The sequence below is a fragment of the Curtobacterium sp. MCPF17_011 genome, from assembly GCF_003234145.1.
Lineage (GTDB): Bacteria > Actinomycetota > Actinomycetes > Actinomycetales > Microbacteriaceae > Curtobacterium.
On the sequence record NZ_QKSK01000004.1, the window covers coordinates 235,973 to 260,570 of the forward strand.

A 24,598-nucleotide genomic window follows, 5' to 3' on the forward strand; every position below is an offset into this window, starting at 1 on the left:
CTGTTCGCCCACAGCCTGGCGTCGGACGGTCCACGATCGACGTGCCAGGCCGTATCCTTGTCGGCATGGCACGCAGCAGTTCCTCAAGCTCCCCGGCGAAGGAGCCCGGTCGTCTCAAGCAGATGTACCAGGTCTTCACCATGACCCGTCGGGCCGACCCCAGCTCCGTCTGGTGGTTCGCCCTCGCGTTCCTCGGACCGGTCGTGGTCGGCGTCCTGGCGGCGCTGCTCATCCCGGGTCAGAACTGGCTCGCGATGACGCTCTGGATCATCGCCGGCGTCCTGCTCGGCGTGCTGCTGTTCCTGATCGTGCTCGGCCGTCTCGCCGAACGGGCCGCTTACTCGCAGATCGAGGGCCAGCCCGGTGCCGTCGGCGCCGTCCTGTCGAACTCCCTGCGACGGCAGTGGCGCTCGAGCGAGATGCCCGTCGCCGTCCACGGTCGGTCGCAGGCGGCGGTCTACCGCGCCGTCGGGACGCCGGGTGTCGTCCTCATCACCGAGGGTCCGGTCACGAACCTGAATCGTCAGGTCGAGGAAGAGCGTCGCAAGGTGGCCCGTATCGTGCCGAACGTCCCGATCCACGTCGTCAACGTCGGTGACGCGGACGGCCAGGTCACGCTCCACAAGCTGCCGCGTGCGATGAACAGGTACAAGAAGGCGCTGAACCGCAACGAGGTCCTGGCGGTGTCGAACCGTCTCGACTCCCTCACGCACGGTCCGGCCGCGGCGATCCCGAAGGGCATCGACCCGACCCGGGTCCGTGCCGGGCGGCCGCGCTGACACGTCGCTCCCCCCGCGTGCCACGACGCCCTCGACCCTTCGGGGTCGGGGGCGTCGTGTCATTGCGGCGTGCTGGTCGGGTCGAGGTCGCACGAGGTGCTGATCTGCGGGCAATGAGGCGGCAGGTCGTGCGACCTCGGCGGACGAGCAGCGGCAGGTCGTAGGACCTCGGCGGACGAGCAGCAGGCTGCCCGGCAGCGGACCGCCATGCTCCGAGACGACCGGGCCCGACCGGGTCTGCCAGGCCGACCAGGCCGACCGGGCCGACCAGGCCGACCGGGCCGACCAGGCCTCAGCGGCGGACAAGCACCGTCCCGGCGACCGCGTCGTGCAACGCCCGGCCGTCCTTCGCGTGGATGAGCACCGGGACGACGATGCAGAGCAGGACCGTCCGGACGATCGGCCGCCACACGCCGACGTAGCCGCCGCGGACCGGGACGACCCGCAGCCCGACGCAGACGTGCCCGAAGGACCCGGACAGCAGCGCGATGAAGACGACCTGCAGTGCCGCGAAGATGCCGAGCGTCACGAAGTTGCCCGCCGCACCGTAGGTCCCGATCACCAGCGAGATCAGCGACGCGAGTGCCCAGTCGATGACGAGGCCCAGGAACCGACGTCCGAACGACCCCATGCTGCGTGGCCCCGACTCCGGCAGTCCGAGGATCTTGCCCGGCCATTCGGTGCGCCCGGGACCGGGAGCGGGCGAGGAGGGCAGAGTGGAGCGGGCCATGTGCTCAGCGTAGGCGTTCCCCCGGCACGTAACACGCTGGAAACAACCCAGTCACGTCCGGGAAACTCCAGGTCAATAGCCTCGTCGGAGGGTGCCTCCTGGTTCCCTCGACACCACCCAACCCCACAGGAGACCGACTCGTATGTTCAGCGATTCCTCCGAGGTGCTTGCCTTCATCAAGGACACGGACGTCAAGTTCCTCGACATCCGGTTCACGGACCTCCCCGGGGTCCAGCAGCACTTCAACATCCCCGCATCAACGGTCGACGAGGACTTCTTCGCCGTCGGTCAGCTCTTCGACGGCTCCTCGATCCGCGGCTTCGCGTCGATCCACGAGTCGGACATGCAGCTCATCCCCGACGTGACGACGGCGTACGTGGACCCGTTCCGTGCGGAGCGCACGCTGATCATGGTGTTCGACATCTACAACCCGCGCAACGGCGAGATCTACGGCCGTGACCCGCGCCAGGTCGCGAAGAAGGCCGAGAAGTACCTCGCCTCGACGGGCATCGCGGACACCGCGTTCTTCGCCCCCGAGGCCGAGTTCTACATCTTCGACGACGTCCGCTACTCCGTGACGCAGAACGAGGCGTTCTTCTCGGTCGACTCCGAAGAGGGCGCCTGGAACACCGGTCGCGAAGAAGAGGGCGGCAACCTCGCCAACAAGACCCCGTACAAGGGCGGCTACTTCCCGGTGTCGCCGGTCGACAAGACCGCCGACCTCCGCGACGACATCTCCCTCAAGCTGATCGACGCGGGCCTCGAGCTCGAGCGTGCGCACCACGAGGTGGGCACCGGTGGCCAGCAGGAGATCAACTACAAGTTCGACACGCTGGTCCACGCCGCGGACGACATCCTGAAGTTCAAGTACATCGTGAAGAACACGGCCGAGCAGTGGGGCAAGGTCGCGACCTTCATGCCGAAGCCGCTCTTCGGCGACAACGGCTCGGGCATGCACACACACCAGTCGCTGTGGTCCGACGGCACCCCGCTGTTCTACGACGAGAACGGCTACGGCGGCCTGTCCGACCTGGCCCGGTGGTACATTGGTGGCCTGCTCAAGCACGCCCCGGCCGTGCTGGCGTTCACGAACCCGACGATCAACTCGTACCACCGACTGATCCCGGGCTTCGAGGCCCCGGTGAACCTCGTCTACTCGGCGGGCAACCGATCGGCGTCCATCCGAATCCCGATCACCGGCACGAACCCGAAGGCCAAGCGCATCGAGTTCCGCGCGCCCGACGCCTCCGGCAACCCGTACCTGGCCTTCGCGGTGCAGCTGATGGCGGGCCTCGACGGCATCCAGAACCGCATCGAGCCGCACGAGCCGGTCGACAAGGACCTGTACGAGCTCCCCCCGGAGGAGGCGAAGAACATCCCGCAGGTGCCGGCATCGCTCGGCGCCGCGCTGGACGCGCTCGAGGCGGACCACGAGTTCCTCCTCAAGGGCAACGTCTTCACCGAGGACCTGATCCAGACCTGGATCGACTACAAGCGCGAGAAGGAGATCCTCCCGATGGCGCAGCGTCCGCACCCGTTCGAGTACGAGCTGTACTTCGGCGTCTGACGCTCCACGCTCCACCACGAAGGGCCCCGCACCGGTCAGGTGCGGGGCCCTTCGTGCGCCGTCCCCTCCGCGGGAGCGACAGATGGTGGCCGTACTCCGGCGGCGGCCCGGCGGACCGGCACCGGGCCTCCAGGCCGGTCAGGTCAGGTCAGCGGATCCGGAGCAGGTTCCGCAGGTTGGGACGCGAAGGCGACAGATCACCACCGGATTCCGGTGCAGATCTGTCGCCTTCGCGCACTGCACCGCGGCCCCGGCGCGGCGGCCGACGCACGAGAGCGGGGCCCGTGCCGACGGCACGGGCCCCGCTCCGGGGACGATCAGCGGCTGGTGGCCAGCGCGTCGACCGTGCCCGCGGCGACGCTCGCGGGAGCACCCGTGACGGGGGTGGGCCGTCCCAGGGAGCGGACGGTCCACCCCGCCGCGACCCAGCGGCCCGTCGGGAGGCAGTTGCGCGCGTCGATCACGACGCGCTGGCCGACGACGGCCGCGAGGGCGACGGGGTCGGCGTCGACGACCTCGTCCCACTCCGTGAGGACGAGGACCAGGTCCGCGCCCTCGATCGCCTCGGTCATCGACGTGGCGTAGGTGAGCGTCGGGAACGACCGGCGGGCGGTCTCCATCGCCTCCGGGTCCCAGAGCGTCACCTGCGCGCCACGGAGGTGCAGCGCGGCGGCCACGTTGAGCGCCGGGGAGTCACGGACGTCGTCGGTCAGTGGCTTGAACGCTGCCCCGACCACGGCGATGCGACGGTTGAGGACCGATCCCCCGGTGGACTCGATCGCCATGTCGATGACCCGCTGGCGCTGGCCCATGTTGATCTCGTCGACCTGCTGCATGAGGCCGACGACCCGGCCGGCACCGATCTCGTTCGCCCGGTGCATGAGGGCTCGGATGTCCTTCGGTAGGCATCCGCCGCCGAAGCCGAGCCCGGCATTGAGGAACTTCCGGCCGATACGGGCGTCGTGGCCGAGTGCGTCGGCGAGGGTCGTCACGTCGGCCCCGGCGATCGCACACATCTCGGAGATCGCGTTGATGAACGAGATCTTCGTGGCGAGGAACGCGTTGGCGCTGACCTTGACGAGCTCGGCGGTGGCGAGGTCGGTGGTGATGACCGGGGTGCCCTCGCTGATCGGGGCGGCGTAGACCTCGCGGATCACGGCGTCGGCAGCGTCCGACGCGCCGCCCCACACCAGGCGGTCCGGGTGCAGCGTGTCCTCGACGGCCTTGCCCTCCCGGAGGAACTCGGGGTTCCAGATGAGCTCTGCGTCGATGCCGGCGGGCGTGAACTCACTGACGATCCCGCGGAGCCGTGCGGCGGTGCCGACCGGGACGGTCGACTTGCCGACGATGAGTCCCGGGTGGGTCAGGTTCTCGGCGACGCCGCGGGTGGCGTTCTCCACGAAGGACAGGTTCGCCGCGTGCGACCCGGCCTTCTGCGGGGTCCCGACGCAGACGAAGTGCACGTCCGCCGCAGCGACCGCTTCGGCGATCGAGGCCGTGAACCGGAGCTTCCCGCTGGCGACGTGCTTCGTGATGAGCTCGGGGAGTCCGGGCTCGTAGAACGGCACCTGGCCGGCGGAGAGCGCGGCGAGCTTCGCGGGGTCGACGTCCACGCCGATGGTCTCGAAGCCCATCTCGGCCATGGCGGCGGCATGCGTGGCACCGAGGTACCCGGTGCCGATGACGCTGATGACCGGTGCGGGTCGGGTGTCGGCGGACTTCTTCGATGCGGTCACTTCTTGACCTCCTGCAGGTCGTAGTCGGTGTCGGTGCGGGCGATGCCGGCGACGAACGCCGCCAGGCTGTCGGCACGGGAGTCGAGTCGCCAGTCGTTGGTGGTGCGGGCACCGTCGACGATCGTGGTGGCGGTCTCGCTGAAGTACGCGAATCCGATGACGTCCGAGTTGGCGGGGTCGGCGAGAGCGTCGAACAGCGAGTCGATCCACTGCGACTTCTGCCCGTTCGACACGGCGGAGCCGGTCTCGGTCGCGCCGATCTCGCTGAGCAGGATGCGCTTGTCGGGCGCGATCTGCCGGATCTGGTCGAGCGTCGCACCGAAGGTGGTAGCGAAGGTGGGCGACTCAGCGGCCTTGCGGTAGTACCCGCTCATGCCGACCCAGTCCACGTAGTCGTCGCCCGGGTAGTACGCCTGCATGTAGTCGACGGTCTGGTACTTCGGGTTGCCCAGGGCGTCGATGCGGGTCGGAGCCCAGTTCCAGATGACGTAGTCGTTCGCACCCGCACGCTCGAACACGTCGTGCACGTGCTTCCACATCGCGACGAACGAGCCCGGCGCGTTCTGCTGGGCGGTGCCGTCGGACCAGTTGTACCAACTGCCGTTCATCTCGTGGTCGAGACGGATCACCACGGGCTGTCCGTTCGCCTTGAGCGCGTCGGCGTACTTCGTCAGGTAGTCGTCGAACGCTCCGCCGGTGATGTCGGCGTTCGCGTACCCGGCGACGTACTTCTGGTCGTTGCCGGTCGTCGCCGGCCGGGTCTCCCAGGTGAGCAGCGGCACGCGGCCGTTGGTCCACGATCGCTGCACGGCACCGGCGTTGAAGTCCTGGTCGAAGCCCTGGAAGTAGCCGACCATGTTCGTCGACCTGCCGACCTGCTGGGACACCTCGTCGTACTCGGCCCAGTTGAAGGGCGACTGGGCCGTGTACAGGCCGTACCAGCGGGACTGCTGGGCGAGGACCTCGGTCTTCGTCGGCACGTCGACCGGGGTCGCCGGGTCCGGGTCGGTCGAAGGGCCGTCGGTGCCCGGGACGACGGTCGGACCGACGCCCTGGCCCGACCCGCCGTGGCCCGACCCGCCGGACGAGGAACCGCCCGAGCCGGCCCCCTTGCCCGCCGTGATCGACGTGCCGGAGGAGGACGAGCCTCCCGAACCGGCGCCGTGTCCGTGGCCGGAGGCCGTGCCGGAACGGGCGTGCCCGAGCTGCGACCGCAGGTCCGCGATCTGCGCCTTGAGCTGGGTGACCTGGTCGCTGCGGGAGCCGGACTGCGCCGAGGTGCTCTGCAGCTTCCCCTCGAGCTTCCAGATCTGCTGCTGTGCGGCGGCGAGCTTCGCCTGCAGGGCGTCGACGTCGGCTGCCGATTCCTGCTGGGTCGGGACGCCGAGCGCCCGGCTGACGGCGGTGGAGACCGGCCCGGAGGGCGAGATCCACACGGACCAGGTGATCAGTGTGAGGACGGCGACGATCGCCGCCATGCCGAGGGCGGTGCGCTTGGCGTGCTTGGTGGAGGGCGCCCACCAGGTGCCGTCGGTGTGGTCGAGATCAGACAATGAGAAACGCCTCCAGAGCGAAGACCGCGATCCCGATGCAGTACGGGATCGATGCGTACGGGTTGAGTCGGCGACGTGCGGGCTTCGCCGCGCGGTGCGGTGCACGGGCGGTCGCGGTCGTGGTCGCTGTGGCGACGTCGCGTCGGGTGGCGAGCACGGTCGCGGTGGAGGCCGTGGTCGCTTCGGGTCCGAAGAGCTCGTCGAACGCGCGGTCCACGGCGGCCTGCTCGCTCGGTCGCTCGGACGTGTCGGTCAGTCCGCGGTCCACCGGGCTCATCGGCACGGTCGTGCCCGAGAGCTGCGGCTGCGCCGGGTCCTCCTCCATCGGCCCACCGGCGTAGGCACCGGCCCGGGTCCCCCAGCCGCTGGCGTGCGCCAGGCGGAAGAACCCGATGAGCCGGATCGGCATGAGGAAGAACGTCGAGACGATGATGAACATCGGCAGGCGGAAGAAGTCCGACGGCTTCTCGGCCAGGTGCCGCATCTGCCGGATGGCCATGCTCAGCACGCTCGAGACCACCATGAGTCCGGCGACGTAGACGAAGCCGGTGGAGAACCCGTACTGGTGCAGGATGCCCTCGTAGAGGTTCTGCCCCTGCCCGGTGAGCGCCCGGTAGATCCAGCCGGCGATCACGCCGAAGAGCATGAACGGCAGGATGATGTCGGTCAGGAAGAACACGGCCAGGATCGGCGCGTGGCCGAGCATCCACGGCAGCATCCGCAGCGTGTTGTACTGCGACCCACGGGCCCAGCGGAGTTGCTGCTTGAACAGCTTCTTCACCTGCAGCGGAGCGTCCGTGTACACGAGCGACGTGTACTGGTAGACGGTCCGGTACCCCTCCTTGAGCGTCAGGTTCGTCAGGGTCCGGTCGTCGGAGACCTCGAGGAAGACCCCCATGAACTCCTCGTGCATGAACCTGTCCATGACGCGGACCAGGATGCTCCGGCGGAACGCGATCGTGCGGCCGGGCAGGCAGCCGATCTGTCCGAGGACGCTCTGCGCCGGCATCGAGTACAGCGCACGGGAGTTCTCGAGCCAGTCCGCCCAGCGGGTGATCCAGGATCGCGTCGGCTCGAGGATGCGCTGGCGGGTGGTCACGCCACCCACGGACTCGTCCGCGAACGGCTTGAGCAGCTCGACGAGCGCGCCGGGCGTCCACACCGTGTCCGAGTCGACGAGCACGGTGATGTCGCCGTTCGACATCTCGGTGCCGACCTTGACCGCGTTGCGCTTGCCGGGGATCGGCGTGTGGGTCCAGCGCACGAGGGGGGCGAACTCGTCGCACACCGCTTCGAGCGCCTCGTTCCGGGCGCCGTTGATGACGACGATGATCTCGCCGGGACGCTGTTCGACCATGCGGCCGATCACGTCACGGAACAGGTCGAGCGGCTCGTCCACCACGGGGACGACGACGCTCGTCGTCCCGGTGTACGTGCCGGTGAAGGGGCGGTACCGGGCGGAGAGGACGACTTTGAGCAACCAGAGCAACCAGATCACCAGTGAGTACACGGTGAACAGGTAGAACTCGGGGTGGCCGTCGACCATCTGCCGGATCTGGAGGATGAAGGTGAACATCGATCCCTGCTGCAACGTTCGAAGGGAGATTCCGCGTCATCGGGAAATCGGGGTCGGTTCGGGTGTCCTCATTCAGACAGATCGCAGACAACCCCTGCAACGTGCCCCTCGGGTGGGGGTGACCGCGGTGTCGATCGGGGGACAGAGTGGTCCACCGCACGCCGGACCGACTCTTGTCCCCACTGGTGCTGACAGCAGTTGCGCGGACCGGTCCGACGGCCGCCGTCGGAGGGCGGAGCGTCGGACACGGCCGGGAGGCTCACCCTCGGTCCGCAGAGAACCCCGGATCAGAAGGCGGTTCAGCCGGTCGTCGTCGACTGACGCCGTCGACGCTGCTCTTGTGTTCCGAAACCCTGGTCGTGCGCTGACAACGGTTCAGCATCGGTACCGATCGGGGTACGGTGCACAGTGCAACGGGGTACGGACGGTTCGAGTCGAAAATTGTCTTTGACAACTCGTCATCTTGCCCCGGTTCGCAACACCCCGGGCGTGTCGCGTTGCCGGGGGCTCCGTGCGGGACGACGATCAGGCGCCGTAGAACTCGCGCTCGAAGACCTGCCGGGAGCGCCGGGTCACGGCGAGGTAGTCCTCCTCGAGCTGCGACGCCGACCCCGGCGGGTACTCCAGCAGGCGCGCGATGCCCTCCAGCTGCGTCCGCTCGACCGGCAGCACGTCCGTCGTCCGTCCCGACCACAGCACGAGCGCGCTCCGGGTCCGGGACGCGAACCGCCATGCTGCGGCCAGGCGCTCGGCGTCCTCCGGCGCGACCCAGCCGGCGTCCGTGGCCGCCTGCAGCGCCTCGAGCGTCGACGTGGTGCGGAGTGACGGCTGCTCGTGGCCGTGCTGCAGCTGGAGGAGCTGCACGAACCACTCGACGTCGCTCAACGAACCGCGACCGAGCTTCAGGTGACGCGCAGGATCGGCGCCGCGGGGCAGTCGTTCGGACTCCACCCGGGCCTTGATGCGCCGGACCTCGCGGACCTCCCGGTCCTCGATCGCGGCGGGGTACCGGGTCCGATCGGCGAGGTGCTCGAAGTCGCGGAGCAGCTGGGCGTCGCCCACAGCGCCGCGGGCGCGCAGGAGCGCCTGGGCCTCCCACGTCAGGGACCAGCGGGCGTAGTAGGCCGCGTACGAGTCGATCGAGCGCACCACGGGGCCGTTCTTCCCCTCGGGCCGCAGGTCGATGTCGAGGTCGAAGGGGTGCAGGGCGTCCTCGGTCAGGCGGTTCAGTTCACGCACGATGACCTGCGACGCGCGCGCGGCAACCTCGTTCGGCACCGTCGACGAGCGGTAGACGAAGAGGACGTCGGCGTCCGAGCCGAACCCGAGTTCGCGGCCGCCGTAGCGTCCCATCGCGATCACCCCGAACTCCAGACCCTGCGGGGCGTCCCGTCGTGCCAGGTCGAGCGCGCCGCTCAGCGTCGCCTCGGTGACGTCGCTGAGCGCCGGACCCAGCCCGTCGACGTCCAGGTGCCCGAGCACGGCGGCCATGCCGAGCCGGAGCGTCTCGCGCCGCCGGACCCCGCGCAGGAGCGAGGCCGCCGTGTCCACGGCGTCCCCGTGTCGCGCGGTCGTCGCGCCCGTCTCGGCCAGCAGTGCCGGCAGCGGACGGGGCTTGAGGAGAGTGTCCGGCTCGTCCAACCAGGCCACGGCCTCGGGGAAGCGTTCGAGGAGGCCGGACAGGAACGCCGACTCGCTCAGCACCGTCGTCAGGCTGTGCGCGGCGCCCGAGGAGTCCCGGAGCATCCGGAGGAACCAGCTCGACTCCCCCAGGGTGTCGCTGAGTCGCCGGAAGGCCAGCAGCGCCCGGTCCGGCGCGGGCCCCTCCGCCATCCACCGCAGGAGGACCGGCAGGAGGTTCCGCTGGATCGCCGCCCGCCGGGTCGTCCCCTGCGTCAGTGCCCGGATGTGGGTGACCGCCCCGTCCGGATCGAGGAACCCGATCGCGGTGAGCCGGTCGCTGACCTGACTGCTCGTCAGGACGATCTCGCCGTCGGTGGACGCCACCGCCGCGAGCATCGGTCGGTAGAAGAGCCGCTCGTGCAGGCCGCGGACCTCGAGCTTCACCGATCGCCAACGGTCCTGCAGCGCCGACGCCGAGGACGCCAGGCGAGTGGAGCGAGCGAGGACCCGGAGTTCGTCCTCGTCGGACGGCATCAGGTGGGTGCGCTGCAGCCGCCGGAGCTGGATGTGGTGTTCGAGGACCCGGAGCAGGGCGTAGTCCGGTCCGAAGCGCGCCGCCTCCGGCCGTCCGACGTACCCGGCGGCCGCCAGGGCGTCCATCGCCTCGAGCGTCGAGCGGACGCGCACGGACTCGTCGTCACGTCCGTGGACGAGCTGCAGGAGCTGCACGGTGAACTCGACGTCACGCAGACCGCCCGGGCCGAGCTTCAGCTGCCGGTCGACCTGGGCGTCCGGGATGTGCGCCGTCACCCGCTCCCGCATCCGCTGCACCGACTCCACGAACCCCGGACGCTTCGACGACTGCCACACGAAGGGCTCCACCGCGGCGACGTAGCGCTCGCCGAGGTCCATCGACCCGGCGATCGCCCGGGCCTTGAGCAGCGCCTGGAACTCCCACCCCTTCGCCCAGCGCTCGTAGTACGCCACGTGCGACTCGAGCGTCCGGACGAGTGCGCCGTCCTTGCCCTCCGGCCGGAGGTTCGCATCGACCTCCCACAGTGCGGGCTCCGCGGCGAGGTCCGTGATGACGTGGGTCGCGGCGATCGCCAACCGCGTCGCGATGAGGACCGCGCGGTCGGTGCTGATCCGGGGCGCGTCGTCCCCCTCGGACGGCTCGGTCGGCTCGGTCGGCTCGGTCACGAAGATGACGTCGACGTCGCTGACGTAGTTGAGCTCGCGTGCCCCGGCCTTCCCCATCGCGATCACCGCGAGCGGCGTGGCGGCGACGTCCGCGACGGGGAACGGGACCTCGCGACGCGCGACCGTCACGGCGGCGTCGAGCGCAGCGCCGGCGAGATCGGCGAGGCCTGCGGCGACGTCCGGGAACGCCTCGGTCGGGGACGGGTGCAGGACGTCGAACAGGGCGATCTGCGCCAGGTGCCGGCGGTAGCGGACACGGAGTCGCCGGCGAGCGGTCTCGCCCGAGCTCCCGTCCACCGCCTGGTCGAGGGAGGCCGTGTACCGCTCCTGGGACCACGGCGGTGCGACGGGATCGAGCACCAGCGCGAGCTCGTCCGGCCGGCGCTGCAGGAACTCGGCGAGCCCGGTGGACGCACCGAGCAGCCGAACCAGGCGCTCGGTCGCCCCGGGGTCGGCCAGGACCGGGCGCAACTGCTCCGGAGCCGACTCGATGAGCCGCTCGAGCGCGAGCAGCGCTCCGTCCGGGTCCGCCGTGGCGGCCCAGACCGACTCGGCATCCGCGATCGGGACGCGCAGATCCGAACCGGGACGGGCCTCCAGGGCGGCGATCCGCTCCAGCGAGCCGGACAGGTCGGCGAACCCGAGCCGGGCCAGCTGGGAACGCGAGGTCTCGGTCCGGCTGGTCATCTGGCGTGCGCTCCCGTCGTGTGTCCTGACGTGGAGTCAGAGCATGCCGAGGTTGGTGTCCAACTCGAACGGGGTGACCTGGTCGCGGTACCGCTTCCACTCCTGGCGCTTGTTGAGGAGCACGAAGTTGAAAACCTGTTCCCCCAGGGTCTCGGCGACGAGCTCCGAGTCCTCCATCAGCGACAGGGCGTGGTCGAGGCTCGCCGGCAACTGGCTGTAGCCGAGCGCCTTGCGCTCCGAGTCGGACAGGCTCCAGACGTTGTCCTCGGCCTCGGCCGGGAGCTCGTAGCCCTCCTCGATGCCCTTCAGGCCCGCGGCGAGCAGCAGCGAGTACGCCAGGTACGGGTTGGCTGCGGAGTCGATCCCGCGGTACTCGATGCGCGCCGACTGGCCCTTGTTCGGCTTGTACAGCGGCACGCGGACGAGCGCCGAACGGTTGTTGTGGCCCCACGTCACGAAGGACGGGGCCTCATCGCCGCCCCAGAGACGCTTGTAGGAGTTGACGAACTGGTTCGTGACCGCGGTGATCTCCGGCGCGTGCCGCAGCACACCCGCGATGAAGTGCTTGGCCGTGCGCGAGAGCTGGTACTCGCCACCGGGCTCGTAGAACGCGTTCTGGTCCCCCTCGAAGAGCGACACGTGCGTGTGCATGCCTGATCCCGGCTGCCCGGAGAGCGGCTTCGGCATGAACGTCGCGTAGACGCCCTGCTCGATCGCGACCTCTTTCACGACGGTGCGGAACGTCATGATGTTGTCCGCCATGGTCAGGGCGTCGGCGTAGCGGAGGTCGATCTCGTTCTGGCCCGGGCCGGCCTCGTGGTGGCTGAACTCCACCGAGATGCCGAGGTCCTCGAGCATCCGGACCGAGCGGCGACGGAAGTCGTGCGCGCTGCCGCCGGGGACGTTGTCGAAGTAGCCGGCCTGGTCGACGGGCTTCGGGCCGCCGTCCTTCCAGTCGCGGTCCTTGAGCAGGTAGAACTCGATCTCGGGGTGCGTGTAGAACGTGAACCCGCGGTCGCTCGCCCGGGCCAGGGTCCGCTTCAGGACGTTGCGGGGGTCGGCCACGGCCGGCTGCCCGTCCGGTGTCGTGATGTCGCAGAACATCCGCGCGGTCGGGTCGATCTCGCCCCGCCAGGGCAGGATCTGGAACGTCGAAGGGTCCGGGTGCGCGAGCACGTCGGCCTCGTACGAGCGGGTCAGGCCCTCGATCGCGGAGCCGTCGAACCCGATGCCCTCGGCGAACGCGCCCTCGACCTCGGCCGGCGCGATGGCGACCGACTTCAACGTGCCGATCACGTCGGTGAACCAGAGCCGGATGAACTTGATCCCGCGCTCCTCGATGGTGCGGAGCACGAAGTCCGTCTGCTTGTCCATGCACGACCTTTCCGTGTTCACCGAGCCGCGATGCGACCCGCCGGGCCGCATCGCGGCCGTGCACACAGGCTAGTGCCCGTGCGGCTCCTCGTGGGCGGGGCGCGCGCGGGCTGTGGACGGCGCGAGGGCGACGACGACGCGTGTACCGGGTGCGGTCCGCGGCCTCTCGCGCCGGGCCTGTCAGCCGCCTGGGCCAGGCTCGGACCGTACCGACCCTGCGAAGGAGCACCACATGGCCGTCCTCGACGCCGCCGAAGTCCTCACCCAGACCCCGATGCCCGTGCCGGCACCACGGGGACCTCTCAGCACCGCAGTCCTCGCCGCACTCACCACCGGCGCACCGGACGAGACCCTCCGTGACGTCGCCGCCGCCGCCGTCGCCCGTTCCCAGGACGTCCTGAACGACGACGACCTGCAGCTCGCACTGTTCGTCCTCTACGAACTCCACTACGGCGGCATCGCCGGCGTCGACGACTCCCTGGAGTGGGACGTCCACCTGCTCGGCACGCGTGCGGTCGTCGAGACCGCGCTCGAAGCCGCCGTCCGCGCCGCCGTCCCGGTTCCCGAGCGCCCCGAGCCGACCGCCGAGGCGGTGTCCGCGGCGCTGTTCGCCCTGACCGCCGCCGACAGCGGACCGAGCGTGTCCCGGTGGGTGGCCCGGAAGGCCGATCGCGCGCAGATCCGCGAGTTCCTGGTGCAGCGCACCGTGTACACGCTGAAGGAGGCCGACCCGCACAGCTGGGCGATCCCGCGGCTGTCGGGTCGGGCCAAGGCCGCGTTGGTCGAGATCCAGTCGGACGAGTACGGCGGCGGACGCCCGAAGCGCATGCACTCGGCGATCTTCGCCAGGACGCTGCGCGCCGCCAGCCTGGACGACTCCTACGGGGCCTACGTCGACCACCTGCCGGCGATCACGCTCGGTGCGCTCAACATGATGAGCATGTTCGGTCTCCACCGGCGCCTCCGCGGAGCCATCGTCGGGCACCTGGCGGCGTTCGAGATGACCTCGTCGATCCCGAGCAAGCTCTACGGCGACGGGTTCCGGCGGAACGGGTTCGACGAGGACGCGACGTGGTACTTCGACGAACACGTGGAGGCCGACGCGGTGCACGAGCAGATCGCCGGCCGTGACCTGGCCGGCGGGATGGTCGAGGCCGACCCGACGCTGCTCGACGACGTGATGTTCGGCGCCGCCGCGTGCCTCGTCGTCGAGGGCATGGCAGGGACGCAGCTGCTCTCCAGCTGGGAGCAGGGACGCAGTTCCCTGCGGCTCCCCCTCGACGGCGAGTCCCGGAGCGCTGGCGACGCGGATGCCCGCGGCACCGACGTCACGGCGATGCGGTCGACGGACGGTGCCTCCCGTGTCGCGTGAGCGCGAGGACGAGCCGTCGGTGGTCGCGTACCCGGACGGCCCGTTCCTGCTGCGCGGTGACGTCGCGGTGCTCGGTCCGGACGGACAGGAACTGCCCCGGCGACGCCGGACGGTCGCCCTCTGCCGGTGCGGCAAGTCGATGCTGAAGCCCTACTGCGACGGCACGCACAAGATCATCGGGTTCCGGACCGAACCGGAGCCGCCCGCCGAGCCGACGGCCTGAGGCCGGTCAGCTCTCCTGGTCCGCGGCGTCGGCTCGCTCGTTGTTCTGCCGGACCCGGTCCAGCGCGTGTGCGGCCTCGTCGCGGGTCGGGAAGGGGCCGATGTGGTGCCGGTTCGTCGACTTCGGGCCCTGCTCGACCTCTCCGGTCTTGTCGTTGTACCACCACTGGGATTCGATGCGCTCGTCGGTCATGGGCCCGACCGTACCCGGGCGGACCCGGGGCGTCCGCGCAGAGGGTCGGGTCGTGAGCCGGGCGGTGAGCCGGCGGCCGGGCGCGTGCGGCGTGCCGCGTGCCGTGTGCCGTGTGCCGTGTGCCGTGTGCCGTGTGCCTGCAGACGAGCCCCACAGCCGGGAGGCGACGGCCGGGCCCGACACGCCGCTAGAGTGGAACGCATGCCCCGGGACGAACACGGACACCTGACTGCCGGCCGCATCTCACCGCAGCGGCCCGTCCCGAAGGACATCGAGCGACCCGAGTACGTCGGCAAGGTCGAACCCCATGAGCACGGGCTCGGCGACACGTACACGCCGGACGAGGTCGAGCGGATCCGCACAGCCGGTCGCATCGCCTCCCAGGCCATCGACGCCGTCGGTGCGGCGATCCGCCCGGGCATCACGACCGACGAACTCGACCGGATCGGCCACGAGTTCGTCGTCGGCCACGGCGCCTACCCCTCGACCCTCGGTTACCGCGGGTACCCGAAGTCGCTCTGCTCGTCGCTCAACGAGGTGATCTGCCACGGCATCCCCGACGACACCGTGCTGCAGGACGGCGACATCGTGAACATCGACATCACCGCGTACAAGGACGGCATGCACGGTGACACCAACCGGACCTTCGTGGTCGGGCAGGCCGCGCCCGAGGTGCAGGACCTCGTCACCCGCACCGAAGAGGCGATGCACCGCGGCATCCGCGCCGTCGCCCCCGGCCGCCAGGTCAACGTCATCGGCCGCGCGATCGAGTCGTACGCCAAGCGCTTCGGCTACGGGGTGGTCCGCGACTACACCGGGCACGGCGTCGGACGGGCCTTCCACTCCGGCCTCGTCATCCCGCACGTGGACGACGTCCGCTACGACACCGTGATCGAGCCCGGCATGGTCTTCACGGTCGAGCCGATGCTGACCCTCGGTGGCATCGACGCGGACATCTGGGCCGACGACTGGACCGTCACCACCCGTGACCACTCCTGGACCGCGCAGTTCGAGCACACGCTCCTCGTGACCGAACGCGGCACCGAACTCCTCACCGTCTCCTGACCACCCGCGGCGCGCCCGGCCTCGGGACCGTGCCGGACACACTCGTCACCTACGGAAGGCACCGCTCCCCATGACCTCACTCGCAGTCGGCGTCGACATCGGCGGAACAGGCATCAAGGGCGCGATCGTCGACACGGCGACCGGCGAACTCACCACCGACCGGATCAAGAAGGCCACGCCCGAGGGCGGCCGGCCCAACGACATCGTCGAGGTCGCCAAGTCGATCCTCGACGACCTCTCCCCCGCCTCGGACGTCCCGGTCGGGGTCTGCTTCCCGGCCATCGTCCGCGATGGCAAGACCATGTCCGCGGCGAACGTCTCGAAGAAGTGGATCGGCTTCGAGGCCGAGGCGCTGTTCGAGAAGGAGCTCGGCCGCTCGATCCACTTCGTCAACGACGCCGACGCCGCCGGGTTCGCCGAGCAGCAGTTCGGCGCCGCGAAGGGCCGCGACGGACTCGTCATCATGACGACGTTGGGCACCGGCATCGGCACTGCCCTCATCAACGACGGCGTGCTCATCGTGAACGCGGAGCTCGGCCACCTGGAGATCGAGGGCGTCGACTACGAGACGAAGGCGTCCTTCGCCGCCAAGGAGCGGGACGACCTGTCCTGGAAGCACTGGGCGAAGCGCCTGCAGAAGTACTACTCGCGGCTCGAGGCACTGCTCTCCCCCGAGCTCTTCGTCGTCGGTGGTGGCGTGTCGAAGCAGTACGAGGAGTTCCTGCCGCTGCTCGACCTGCAGGCGGAGATCATCCCCGCGACGCTCCGCAACAACGCGGGCATCATCGGCGCGGCGACCCTGGCAGCACGCAGCACCCGCTGACCCGGCTGCGGGTGTGGGACCGGGTCGGGGTGCTGATCCGGGCTGACCAGCTGGGCCGCTAGACTCGTCGGAGCGAACGGGTCGGTGAGACGGTCGCGTCACTCCCCCGGGAGTGCCGAGGAACGTCCGGGCTCCACAGAGCAGGGCGGTGGGTAACACCCACCCGGAGCAATCCGCGAGACAGTGCCACAGAGAACAGACCGCCGGCGGCGACGTCGGTAAGGGTGAAACGGTGGTGTAAGAGACCACCAGGGATCCGGGTGACCGGATCTGCTCGGTAAACCTCGCCCGGAGCAAGGTCAGACAGAGGACGCTGAGGCTGCTCGCCGAGTCCTCGGGTAGACCGCTGGAGGCCGACGGCAACGTCGGTCCGAGAGAGATGGCCGTCACCGCCGCGAGGCGGGACAGAACCCGGCGTACGGCCGGCCCGTTCGCCCAGACCGTACGAACACGACAGCCCGGCACCGCGAGGTGCCGGGCTGTCGTGTTCCACGTCGGCGTCGCCGCGAGACGCCGCGCAACGCGCGAGACGCCGCCGAATCCGGCGGCGTCTCGCGCACACGGCGGCGTCTCGGCGACACCGAGCGTGCGAACCCGCCGCCTACAGGCCGGACTCAGCCGTCCGCACCAGGATCGCGTCGCTGTCCGGGCAGAGCACGACGTCGTCCGGCGCCGCGGCCCGGATCGACGCCAGGTCGGAGTTGTTCAGCGCCACGCCGGACGCCGTCGACACGCCGCCCTGCAGCAACGACGCCCCGAAGCCGTACCGGGCCCGCTGGCGCTCGTACAGCGCGAGGAGGTCCGCCGGCACCTTGGCTGCGACGTCGGCGCGGGACTGCACCGCGGCGACGCGGTCCTTCTCGAACCGGGCGATGCCGTCGTCGCGCACCCCCATCAGGCGTCCACGCTCGGCGTCGATGTCGGCGAGCTGCTTCTCGATGTCACCGACCCGGGCGCGCAGCTGGTCGAGCTTCTCCATGACCTCGAGCTCCTGCGTCTCGAGGTCGTTCGTCCGGCGGTTCAGCGAGTCGAGCTCGTTCTGCAGCCCGGCGGCGTCCTTCGCGCTGCCGACGTTCTGCAGCAGCGTGGTGTCGCGCTCGATGCGTGCCTGCGCGGTGGCGGTGTCCGACTCGAGGCGGGCGAGGTCACGCTCGGCGTCCTCCACGTCGCCCGTGGCCGCGGCGAGCTGGCTCCGCAGCCCGGCGGCCCGGGTACCGAGCTCGGTGAGGTGCTCACCCTTCTGCAGGGAGCTGATCCGGTGTGCCAACCGGGTGATGTCGTTGTCGAGTCGTTGGACGTCGAGCAAGATGGCCTGGTCCTCGGGTGCTGCCTTCATGGTCAGGCTCCTTCGTTGGGGGCGGATGGCAGGACGGCGAAGTCCCACGGGTCGGTGCGGAGGTCGCTCACGGTGACGCGGACCCCGGTGGCGGCACGCAGCTGTTCGGCGGCGACGTCGAGCCAGAGCCACTCGGTCGCCCAGTGCGAGGTGTCGATGAGCGCGGGCCCGTCGGCCACCATCGCCTGCTCGCGGAACTCGGAGGCGGGGTGGTGCCGGAGGTCGCTCGTCACGTAGACGTCGGCCGCCCGCACCTCGGGGTTGCCGAGGTACGCGTCGCCCGCACCGGCGCACAGGGCGACGCTGCGGACCGGACGGTCGTACTCCCCCGACACCCGGACCCCGGTCGCGGTGGCGGGCAGGACGTCGACGATCCGCCGGGCGAGGACGCCGAGCGCCACGGGTTCGGCGAGGACGCCGACCCGGCCGATGCCGGTCACGCCGTCGGCGGCGGGTTCGAGCGGACGCTGCTGCTGCAGGCCGATCCGGTCCGCGAGCACGGCGGAGGTGCCGGTGGTGACGACGTCGGCGTTCGTGTGTGCCGCGAGGAGCGCGCAGCCGCCGCGCACGAGCGTGGCGAGGACCGAGCCCTTGTAGGTGGACTCGTCGATCGTGGTCACACCGCGCAGCAGCAGGGGGTGGTGCGTCAGCAGCAGGTCGACCCCGGCAGCGACGGCTTCGCGTGCGGTGTCCGGCACGGCGTCGACGGCCAGGTGGATGTGTTCGACCACAGCGTCCGGGTCGCCCGAGACGAGGCCGACGGAGTCCCAGGACTCCGCCCCGGCCGCCGGCCACAGGGACTCGACGACGGACTGCAGTTCTCGGAGCGTCGGCATCCCGTCAGTGTACCGAGACGGCGGCCTCCACCCGGGTGTCAGCGACGGCCGACGAGGTGCAGCAGACGGGCGACGAGACGCGACCACCAGCCGGACGGCACGGTGGACGACGCGTCGCCACGGGCCTCCCCGTCGGCTGGGCCGTCGGCGGCGTCCGTCGCGACGGTGTCGTCGGTGGTCTCCGGTGCCGCGACCGGTGCGGCCACCGGGACCTCGACGGACACGACCGGCTGCTCGCCGGTGTGCGCGCGGAGCACGGCGGCGAACGCCTCGCGGTCGATGACGGTCGGCCCGGTGGCCGGCTGCACCAGTGGCGTCGGTCGACCGGACGCCGGGACCGGCGGGGAGGACGGCGAGACGGTCTGGAGGCTCGACACCGGTCGGACCGCGGTCCGCAGTCCGGCGGTGGCCAGGATGCCGTGGTCCGGCCGGTCGTCGGCCGGGACGTCGACCGTCACCGGATCCGCAACCGCGCGGTGCGGTGCCGGCAGGAGCGGGCGGACGGCTCCGAGCCGCACGGGCGACGTGGCGGCCCGGCCGAGGGCGGCTCGCTCACGGCGGTCGGCCTCGAGTGCGGCGTCGGCCAGCAGGTCGGCGAAGACCTCGCGAGCGAAGGCCCGTGCACCCTCGACCTCCGCATCGGTGCTGTCGGCGACGACGGCCTCCCAGGCGGCGAGGCGAGCGAGGTCCTCGTCGCGGACGCGGACCTCGTCCTCGAGCAGGTCGATCCGTTCGATGGTGGTCCGGCCACTCGCGGCGTCGAGCGCGACGGCGAGGTCGTCGAAGCGGAGGGCGAAGCGCTCGGGCGGCTCCGGGAAGGACGGGGCGCAGACGGCCACGTGACGGGCACGGTCGCGGCGGAAGGCGCGGTCGTCACCCGAGGTGGTGGGGGCGGCGGGCTCGGCGGCGACCGCGGGCTCGGCGTCCACCTCGTATTCGGTACCGGTCTCGGCCTCGGCCTCGGGGAGGTCGACTGCCAGCTGTTCCCCGTGCACCGGGGGCAGCACGGGACGGCGCACCGGACCCGTCACCGGGGGGACGACGAGGTCTGCGAGGTACGGCGACCGCGTGGCCGGGGCGTCGCGCAACCACTCCTCGAGTTCGCGACCGAAGGGGTCCACGAGGGGCGTGCGTGCTCCGGACTGCGTCTCCATGTGAGGAGTATGAATATCGCACGCTCGATCGGCGCGGACATCGGCGGAGTGTCGCGGGATCCGGTGGCATGTCGCCCCGGTCGGAGCGGCGTGTCGCTGTGTCAGGGGACCGCGCGGGGCCGACCGCGCTGTCAGCCGTGCAGGGTGTCGCGGGGGTACTCCAGGAAACGCCGGGCGTAGGCAGCCGAGAACCGGCCCAGGTGCGCGAAACCCCACCGGACGGCGACGCTGGCCACGGTCGTGTCGGTCGGTGTGCCGGCACGGAGCTCGTCGCGGACCCGGTCCAGGCGGATCCCCCGCAGCAGGGCGTTCGGTGCGACGCCGATCTTCCGCTGGAACGCCTGCTGCAGGCCGCGGACGCTGAGTCCGACGTGCTCGGCGACATCGGTCGTGGTGATCGGCGTGTGCGCGGCGGCGTGCATGTACTCGATGGCCGATCGCACCCGCCCGGTGGCCCCGGTGGGCAGCGGGACGTGACGGGCGGTGATGCGGTGCGGGAAGGTGGTCAGGAGCGCCAGGGCGGTCCGGCGGGCCGTGTCGGCGAGGGCGAGCACCGACACCGGGGCCTTGCCGAGCACGATCTGGGACGCCTCCTGCACCTGGTGGTTCCAGGCACGGACGGCCTCGACCCCGGGCGCTGCCGTGTGGTCGAAGACCAGGGTGCCGGGTTCGGTGCCGTACGCCTCGGCCGCGATCCGTTCGAGGAAGGTCCGATCGAGCTGCACCACGCTCTGCCGCACGTCGGCCAGCTCGAAGCGGTAGGGGCGCCCGGTCGGGAACACCACCGGCCGTCCCGGCGCGAGGGCGACCTCGTCACGACCGACGTCCAGCACGCCGCCGCCGTCCGTCACCCAGGACACGCTGACCTGGTCGCCGGAATCGACCTCGCCGACCATGCGCGCGTCGAACCGGGTCGACCGGAACGACGTCGTCTGGTCGCCGACCGTCCGGAAGCGGTACCCGAAGGCGCGTTCGGTCCGCTCGGGCAGGAACCCGGAGGCCGCGTAGGCCTGCTCGAACACCGCACGGGCGGCATCGAGGTCGGCACCCGACGTCTCGAAGACGGTCCTGGGGTCCACGGTGGTGGTCATCCCGGGAATGGTGGCACGCACCGCGACAACTTCATGCATCTGGATGAACCTGCCGCGGGAAGCGGCTCACGCCGCGCGGGTGGACTTCCGGACCGTCCAGCGGTTCTCGTCGCCGTGTCGGTCGTAGCGCAGTTCGTCGACGACCATCTGCACGAGGGCGAGGCCACGACCGCTCTCTGCCATGTCGTCCGGCAGGGTGGCACCGGCCACGTCGACGGACGCGGGGCGGCCGTCGTCGGTGATCCGGGCCTCCAGTCCGTCGCTGGCGACCGCGAGCGTCAACGAGCACGTGAGCGGGATGCCGGCGGTGGCGTGCTCGATCACGTTCGACGCCAGCTCGATGATCGCGAGTTCGAGGGCCATCCGGTCCTCGACGCTGACGGCGGGCTCGGCCGTCCAGACGTCGCTGAGGAAGTCGTGCACCGAGGAGACGTCGTCGGGCGGCGACGCGAAGTCCAACCGGTGCTCGCCCACGACGGCTCCGGTCAGACCCATTCGCGGACGGCTTCGTCGCCGTCGGCGTAGCTGCGGAGGATCTTGTCGATGTTCGACAGCTTCAGCACCATCGCGACCTGCTCGGACGGTGCCGCGATCCGGAGGTCACCGCCGGCCTGTCGGGCGGTCTTCAGCGCACCGACGAGCGCTCCGAGGCCCGAGGAGTCGAGGAACTCCACGTGCGACAGCTCGACGGCGACACGAGGACGACCGCCCTCGATGACCGTCGCGACGGTCTCACGGAAGGCGGGTGCCGACACCATGTTGAGGCGTCCGGAGCACTCCAGCACCGCCGCTTCGGTGCCGGCTTCGTGTACGACGATGTCCATTGTGTGTGGGGCCCCCTCGAGAGTCTGCGCGTGCCTCATCGGAGGCTAACGGGTCATGGCGACCGGGGGAACAGGACGCGCTGGCGTCCGTGCCCCCGGTCCGGGGGATCACCCCGTGTTCTGCAGGCCGGCGGCGATGCCGTTCACCGTCAGCAGGAGCAGTCGGTGGTCGCCGTCCGTGGTGTCGGAACTGCCGGAGGAACGGATCGCCCGGAGTGCCCGCAGCTGCAGGTGCGACAGCGCGTCGACGTACGGGGAGCGCAGGCGGACGGCCCGCGCGAGCACCGGCCGGTCCTCGAGCACGTCCTCTGCGCCGCTGATCCGCAGCACCCAGGAGCGGGTCCGGTGCATCTCGTCCAGGACCTTCTGGCCGAGGTCGCCCCGGTCCGCGAGCGCGAGGTACCGCCGCGCGATCTGCACGTCGGTCTTCGCGAGCGACATCTCGACGTTCTTGACCAGCGCGGCGAACAGCGGCCACTCGGCGGCTGCCGTGCGGAGCAGGTCGAGGTCACCGACCGCCTCGAGCGCGGAGCCCAGGCCGTACCAGCCGGCGAGGTTGATGCGGGCCTGCGTCCACGAGAACACCCACGGGATCGCCCGGAGGTCCTCGAGCGACTCGACGCTGAGACCACGACGGGCCGGACGGGACCCGAGCGGCAGGAGCCCGAGTTCTTCCATCGGCGTGACACGGGCGAACCACGGTGCGAAGCCGTCGGCCTTCACGAGGTCGTAGAAGGCGGCACGGGAGACGTCGTCGAGCTGCTGCGCCAGGTCGGCGAAGCGCTCGGCGGCGGCTGCGGTACGGGACTCGTTGGACGGCGACGACGCGAACAGCGTGGCCGAGGCCATCTGCTCGAGGTGCCGGGCGGCGATGTCCTGGTCGCCGTACTGGGCGAAGATCACCTCACCCTGCTCGGTGAGCTTGAGGCGGCCGTCGATCGACCCGGGCGGCTGCGCGAGCACGGCCTCGTTCGCCGGACCACCGCCACGACCGAGCGACCCGCCGCGGCCGTGGAACAGCGTCAGCTCGACGTCGTGCTCCGTCGCCCAGGACGCGATCCGCGCCTGGGCGTCGTACAGGGCCAGGTTCGCCGACACCGGGCCGACGTCCTTCGATGAGTCCGAGTAGCCGAGCATGACCTCGAGCCGGTGCCCGGTCGCGGCCAGACGACGCTGGAACGGCTCGGTGCGGACGGCTTCGTCGAGGATGTCGACGCTGGCGTGCAGGTCGGCGAAGGTCTCGAAGAGCGGGATGACGTCGAGCACCGGAGCGGCCTCGACCGACCCGAGTGCGGCCACGGCGAGCTCGTGCACGTTCGCCAGGTCCTCGGCGGACTGGGTGAACGAGACGATGTACCGGCTGGCCGAGCGGACGCCGTAGCGGTGCTGCAGGTCCGCGATGGTGCGGAAGACGGCGAGGACCTCTTCGGTCATCGCACTCAGGTCTCCCCCGGCGCGGATCTCGGCGAGGGCCGTGCGGTGCACCTGGGAGTGCTGGCGGATCTCGAGCTCGGCCAGGTGGAACCCGAAGGTCTCGACCTGCCAGACCAGGTTCTGCAGCTCGCCGTTCGCGGCACGCAGGGCCCCGGCGGCGGTCAGCGAGGCCTGCACCACGTGCAGGTCGGCGAGCAACTCGTCCGGGCCGCCGTACGCCAGCGGTCGATCGTCGCGGCGGGTGGCGTCGATGCGGGCGGCGATGAACAGCAGCGCCCGACGGTGGGTCTCGGTGGGGGCGCGGATGCCGATGCGCTCGGCGACGTCCGGGTCGAGCGCCTCCTGCGCCGCGACCAGCGCGGTGAGCCCGGCGTCTCCCGGGGTGTGGTCGGAGTCGAGCGTCAGGGCGCTGCCGATGCGGGTGGCGGCCCGGGCCAGCCCGAGCAGGATGTGCTCTGCGGCGATCTCGGCGGCCTGGCGGGTGACGTCGGCGGTGACGTGCGGGTTGCCGTCGCGGTCCCCACCGATCCAGGTGCCGAAGCGCACGAACGCCGGGGCCTGCACCGGAGCGCGGCCGGCGTCGTCACCCTGCAGGCGATCGTCGAGCAGGCGGTACACCTGCGGCACGATCTCGAACAGGGTCTGGTCGAACACGCTCATCGCGGTGCGGACCTCGTCGAGCGGGGTCGGCCGGGTGGTGCGGAGCGGGGAGGTGCGGAGCAACGTCGCGATCTCCTCGAGGAGACGACGCTCGTTCTCGGCACGGGCGGTCGCGTTCTTCGTGCGGTCGCGCTCGTCGATGAGGTCGGTGATGCGCCGGACACCCGTGGTCACCGCACGACGGCGGGCCTCGGTCGGGTGCGCGGTGAGGACCGGGTGGAAGCGCAGGCCTTCGAGACGGGCAGCGGCTTCGTCGGCGCCGACCTGCTCGACGAGCTCGACGAAGGTCGCGGGGAACGAGTCACCCGGCTGGCCGCCGTCGTCACCGCGGGCACGGAGCACCCGGACCCGGTGGTGCTCCTCAGCGAGGTTGACCAGGTGGAAGTACGAGGTGAAGGCCCGGGCGACCTCTTCCGCACGCTCGGCGGAGAACGTGGAGACGACCGCTTCGGCGCGGGTGGCGCCGTCTTCATCGGTGCCCTCGTACGCGTCGATGACCGCCTGGCGGAGCGCCTCGACGTCCCGCAGCAGGTCGTCGCCACCGGTCTCGCGGAGCACCCGTCCGAGCAGGTTGCCGAGGTACCGCACGTCAGCGCGCAGGTCACTGTCGACCGCTCCGCTGACGTCGTCACGCGCGCGTCCGAAGCGCGTCGAACCGTCGATCGCCGTCATCTCGTCCTTCCCGGGTCGGTCCGGGCTGTCCCGGCGTGGCAGCAGCGTACCGGGCGCCGACGCCACGTGACGACGACCGTCCGGACGGCCC

General features: G+C 70.8%; 20 protein-coding genes and 1 other RNA gene. 7 read left to right on the top strand and 14 right to left on the bottom strand.

The genetic code is table 11. From position 1 onward, the window contains the following. Window positions 1–65: 65 nt before the first annotated feature. Window positions 66–779 carry a DUF4191 domain-containing protein gene (locus DEJ25_RS07160; protein ID WP_110902451.1) on the top strand — a complete coding sequence of 238 codons (714 nt, stop codon included), beginning with the start codon at window positions 66–68 and terminating at the stop codon, window positions 777–779. A gap of 292 nt (window positions 780–1,071) precedes the next feature. Here DEJ25_RS07160 and DEJ25_RS07170 read toward each other — a convergent pair whose 3' ends face one another. Beyond that, window positions 1,072–1,509 carry an RDD family protein gene (locus tag DEJ25_RS07170; protein ID WP_110902452.1) on the bottom strand — a complete coding sequence of 146 codons (438 nt, stop codon included), beginning with the start codon at window positions 1,507–1,509 and terminating at the stop codon, window positions 1,072–1,074. Window positions 1,510–1,651: 142 nt separating this feature from the next. Here DEJ25_RS07170 and glnA (DEJ25_RS07175) point away from each other — a divergent pair, with 142 nt between their 5' ends. Continuing rightward, window positions 1,652–3,076, top strand: coding sequence for a type I glutamate--ammonia ligase (gene glnA / locus DEJ25_RS07175; protein ID WP_110902453.1), 1,425 nt, complete (start codon window positions 1,652–1,654; stop codon window positions 3,074–3,076). Between the two features lie 317 nt (window positions 3,077–3,393). On the opposite strand, the gene DEJ25_RS07180 is transcribed toward glnA (DEJ25_RS07175), so the two are convergent. The 5 genes from DEJ25_RS07180 to glnA (DEJ25_RS07200) all read right to left on the bottom strand — a co-directional run bounded on the left by DEJ25_RS07180 (window position 3,394) and on the right by glnA (DEJ25_RS07200) (window position 12,825). Next, complete coding sequence (locus DEJ25_RS07180) at window positions 3,394–4,812, bottom strand: UDP-glucose/GDP-mannose dehydrogenase family protein (protein WP_111044245.1); 1,419 nt, start codon at window positions 4,810–4,812, stop codon at window positions 3,394–3,396. Continuing rightward, window positions 4,809–6,365 carry a glycoside hydrolase family 26 protein gene (locus tag DEJ25_RS07185; RefSeq protein ID WP_111044246.1) on the bottom strand — a complete coding sequence of 519 codons (1,557 nt, stop codon included), beginning with the start codon at window positions 6,363–6,365 and terminating at the stop codon, window positions 4,809–4,811. Before DEJ25_RS07185 ends, DEJ25_RS07180 begins: the two co-directional genes overlap by 4 nt. Next, window positions 6,358–7,941: a glycosyltransferase family 2 protein gene (locus DEJ25_RS07190; protein ID WP_111044247.1), complete on the bottom strand. Its 1,584-nt coding sequence runs from the start codon at window positions 7,939–7,941 to the stop codon at window positions 6,358–6,360. The genes DEJ25_RS07185 and DEJ25_RS07190 overlap by 8 nt, the downstream gene beginning before the upstream one ends. A 525-nt stretch (window positions 7,942–8,466) precedes the next feature. Continuing rightward, entirely contained in the window at window positions 8,467–11,451 is a 2,985-nt protein-coding gene (locus DEJ25_RS07195; RefSeq protein WP_111044248.1) for a bifunctional [glutamine synthetase] adenylyltransferase/[glutamine synthetase]-adenylyl-L-tyrosine phosphorylase, read from the bottom strand. 36 nt (window positions 11,452–11,487) lie between these two features. After that, the gene (gene glnA, locus DEJ25_RS07200; protein WP_110904548.1) at window positions 11,488–12,825 is read right to left on the bottom strand and encodes a type I glutamate--ammonia ligase; all 1,338 of its coding nucleotides are present in this window, start codon (window positions 12,823–12,825) and stop codon (window positions 11,488–11,490) included. Window positions 12,826–13,099: 274 nt separating this feature from the next. Here glnA (DEJ25_RS07200) and DEJ25_RS07205 point away from each other — a divergent pair, with 274 nt between their 5' ends. After that, window positions 13,100–14,197 (top strand): iron-containing redox enzyme family protein, encoded by a 1,098-nt coding sequence (locus DEJ25_RS07205; RefSeq protein WP_111044288.1) that lies wholly within the window; start codon window positions 13,100–13,102, stop codon window positions 14,195–14,197. Beyond that, on the top strand, window positions 14,187–14,420 hold the full coding sequence (locus DEJ25_RS07210; protein ID WP_258366038.1) for a CDGSH iron-sulfur domain-containing protein: 234 nt from the start codon (window positions 14,187–14,189) through the stop codon (window positions 14,418–14,420). Before DEJ25_RS07205 ends, DEJ25_RS07210 begins: the two co-directional genes overlap by 11 nt. Window positions 14,421–14,426: 6 nt before the next feature. On the opposite strand, the gene DEJ25_RS07215 is transcribed toward DEJ25_RS07210, so the two are convergent. Further along, a complete protein-coding gene (locus DEJ25_RS07215; protein WP_110904550.1) occupies window positions 14,427–14,612 on the bottom strand; it encodes an SPOR domain-containing protein in 186 nt (61 codons plus the stop codon). Window positions 14,613–14,813: 201 nt separating this feature from the next. Here DEJ25_RS07215 and map point away from each other — a divergent pair, with 201 nt between their 5' ends. From map to rnpB, 3 genes are all read left to right on the top strand, one after another. Next, window positions 14,814–15,677: a type I methionyl aminopeptidase gene (gene map / locus DEJ25_RS07220; RefSeq protein WP_111044289.1), complete on the top strand. Its 864-nt coding sequence runs from the start codon at window positions 14,814–14,816 to the stop codon at window positions 15,675–15,677. A gap of 70 nt (window positions 15,678–15,747) precedes the next feature. Next, on the top strand, window positions 15,748–16,500 hold the full coding sequence (gene ppgK / locus DEJ25_RS07225) for a polyphosphate--glucose phosphotransferase (RefSeq protein WP_110904552.1): 753 nt from the start codon (window positions 15,748–15,750) through the stop codon (window positions 16,498–16,500). 77 nt (window positions 16,501–16,577) lie between these two features. Then, window positions 16,578–16,934, top strand: an RNA gene (rnpB, locus tag DEJ25_RS07230) — RNase P RNA component class A. A 167-nt stretch (window positions 16,935–17,101) separates the two neighbouring features. On the opposite strand, the gene DEJ25_RS07235 is transcribed toward rnpB, so the two are convergent. The 7 genes from DEJ25_RS07235 to DEJ25_RS07265 form a co-directional block, all read right to left on the bottom strand. After that, on the bottom strand, window positions 17,102–17,836 hold the full coding sequence (locus tag DEJ25_RS07235; protein ID WP_110904553.1) for a zinc ribbon domain-containing protein: 735 nt from the start codon (window positions 17,834–17,836) through the stop codon (window positions 17,102–17,104). Between the two features lie 2 nt (window positions 17,837–17,838). Next, window positions 17,839–18,672: a Nif3-like dinuclear metal center hexameric protein gene (locus DEJ25_RS07240; RefSeq protein ID WP_111044250.1), complete on the bottom strand. Its 834-nt coding sequence runs from the start codon at window positions 18,670–18,672 to the stop codon at window positions 17,839–17,841. Between the two features lie 38 nt (window positions 18,673–18,710). Then, window positions 18,711–19,826: a hypothetical protein gene (locus DEJ25_RS07245; protein WP_111044251.1), complete on the bottom strand. Its 1,116-nt coding sequence runs from the start codon at window positions 19,824–19,826 to the stop codon at window positions 18,711–18,713. Window positions 19,827–19,957: 131 nt separating this feature from the next. Further along, window positions 19,958–20,917: a helix-turn-helix domain-containing protein gene (locus DEJ25_RS07250; RefSeq protein WP_181427368.1), complete on the bottom strand. Its 960-nt coding sequence runs from the start codon at window positions 20,915–20,917 to the stop codon at window positions 19,958–19,960. 66 nt (window positions 20,918–20,983) lie between these two features. After that, complete coding sequence (locus tag DEJ25_RS07255; RefSeq protein WP_110904557.1) at window positions 20,984–21,412, bottom strand: ATP-binding protein; 429 nt, start codon at window positions 21,410–21,412, stop codon at window positions 20,984–20,986. Next, window positions 21,403–21,741 carry an STAS domain-containing protein gene (locus tag DEJ25_RS07260; protein WP_110904558.1) on the bottom strand — a complete coding sequence of 113 codons (339 nt, stop codon included), beginning with the start codon at window positions 21,739–21,741 and terminating at the stop codon, window positions 21,403–21,405. Before DEJ25_RS07260 ends, DEJ25_RS07255 begins: the two co-directional genes overlap by 10 nt. A gap of 108 nt (window positions 21,742–21,849) precedes the next feature. After that, window positions 21,850–24,507: a phosphoenolpyruvate carboxylase gene (locus tag DEJ25_RS07265; protein WP_110904559.1), complete on the bottom strand. Its 2,658-nt coding sequence runs from the start codon at window positions 24,505–24,507 to the stop codon at window positions 21,850–21,852. Between the last annotated feature and the right edge of the window lie 91 nt (window positions 24,508–24,598).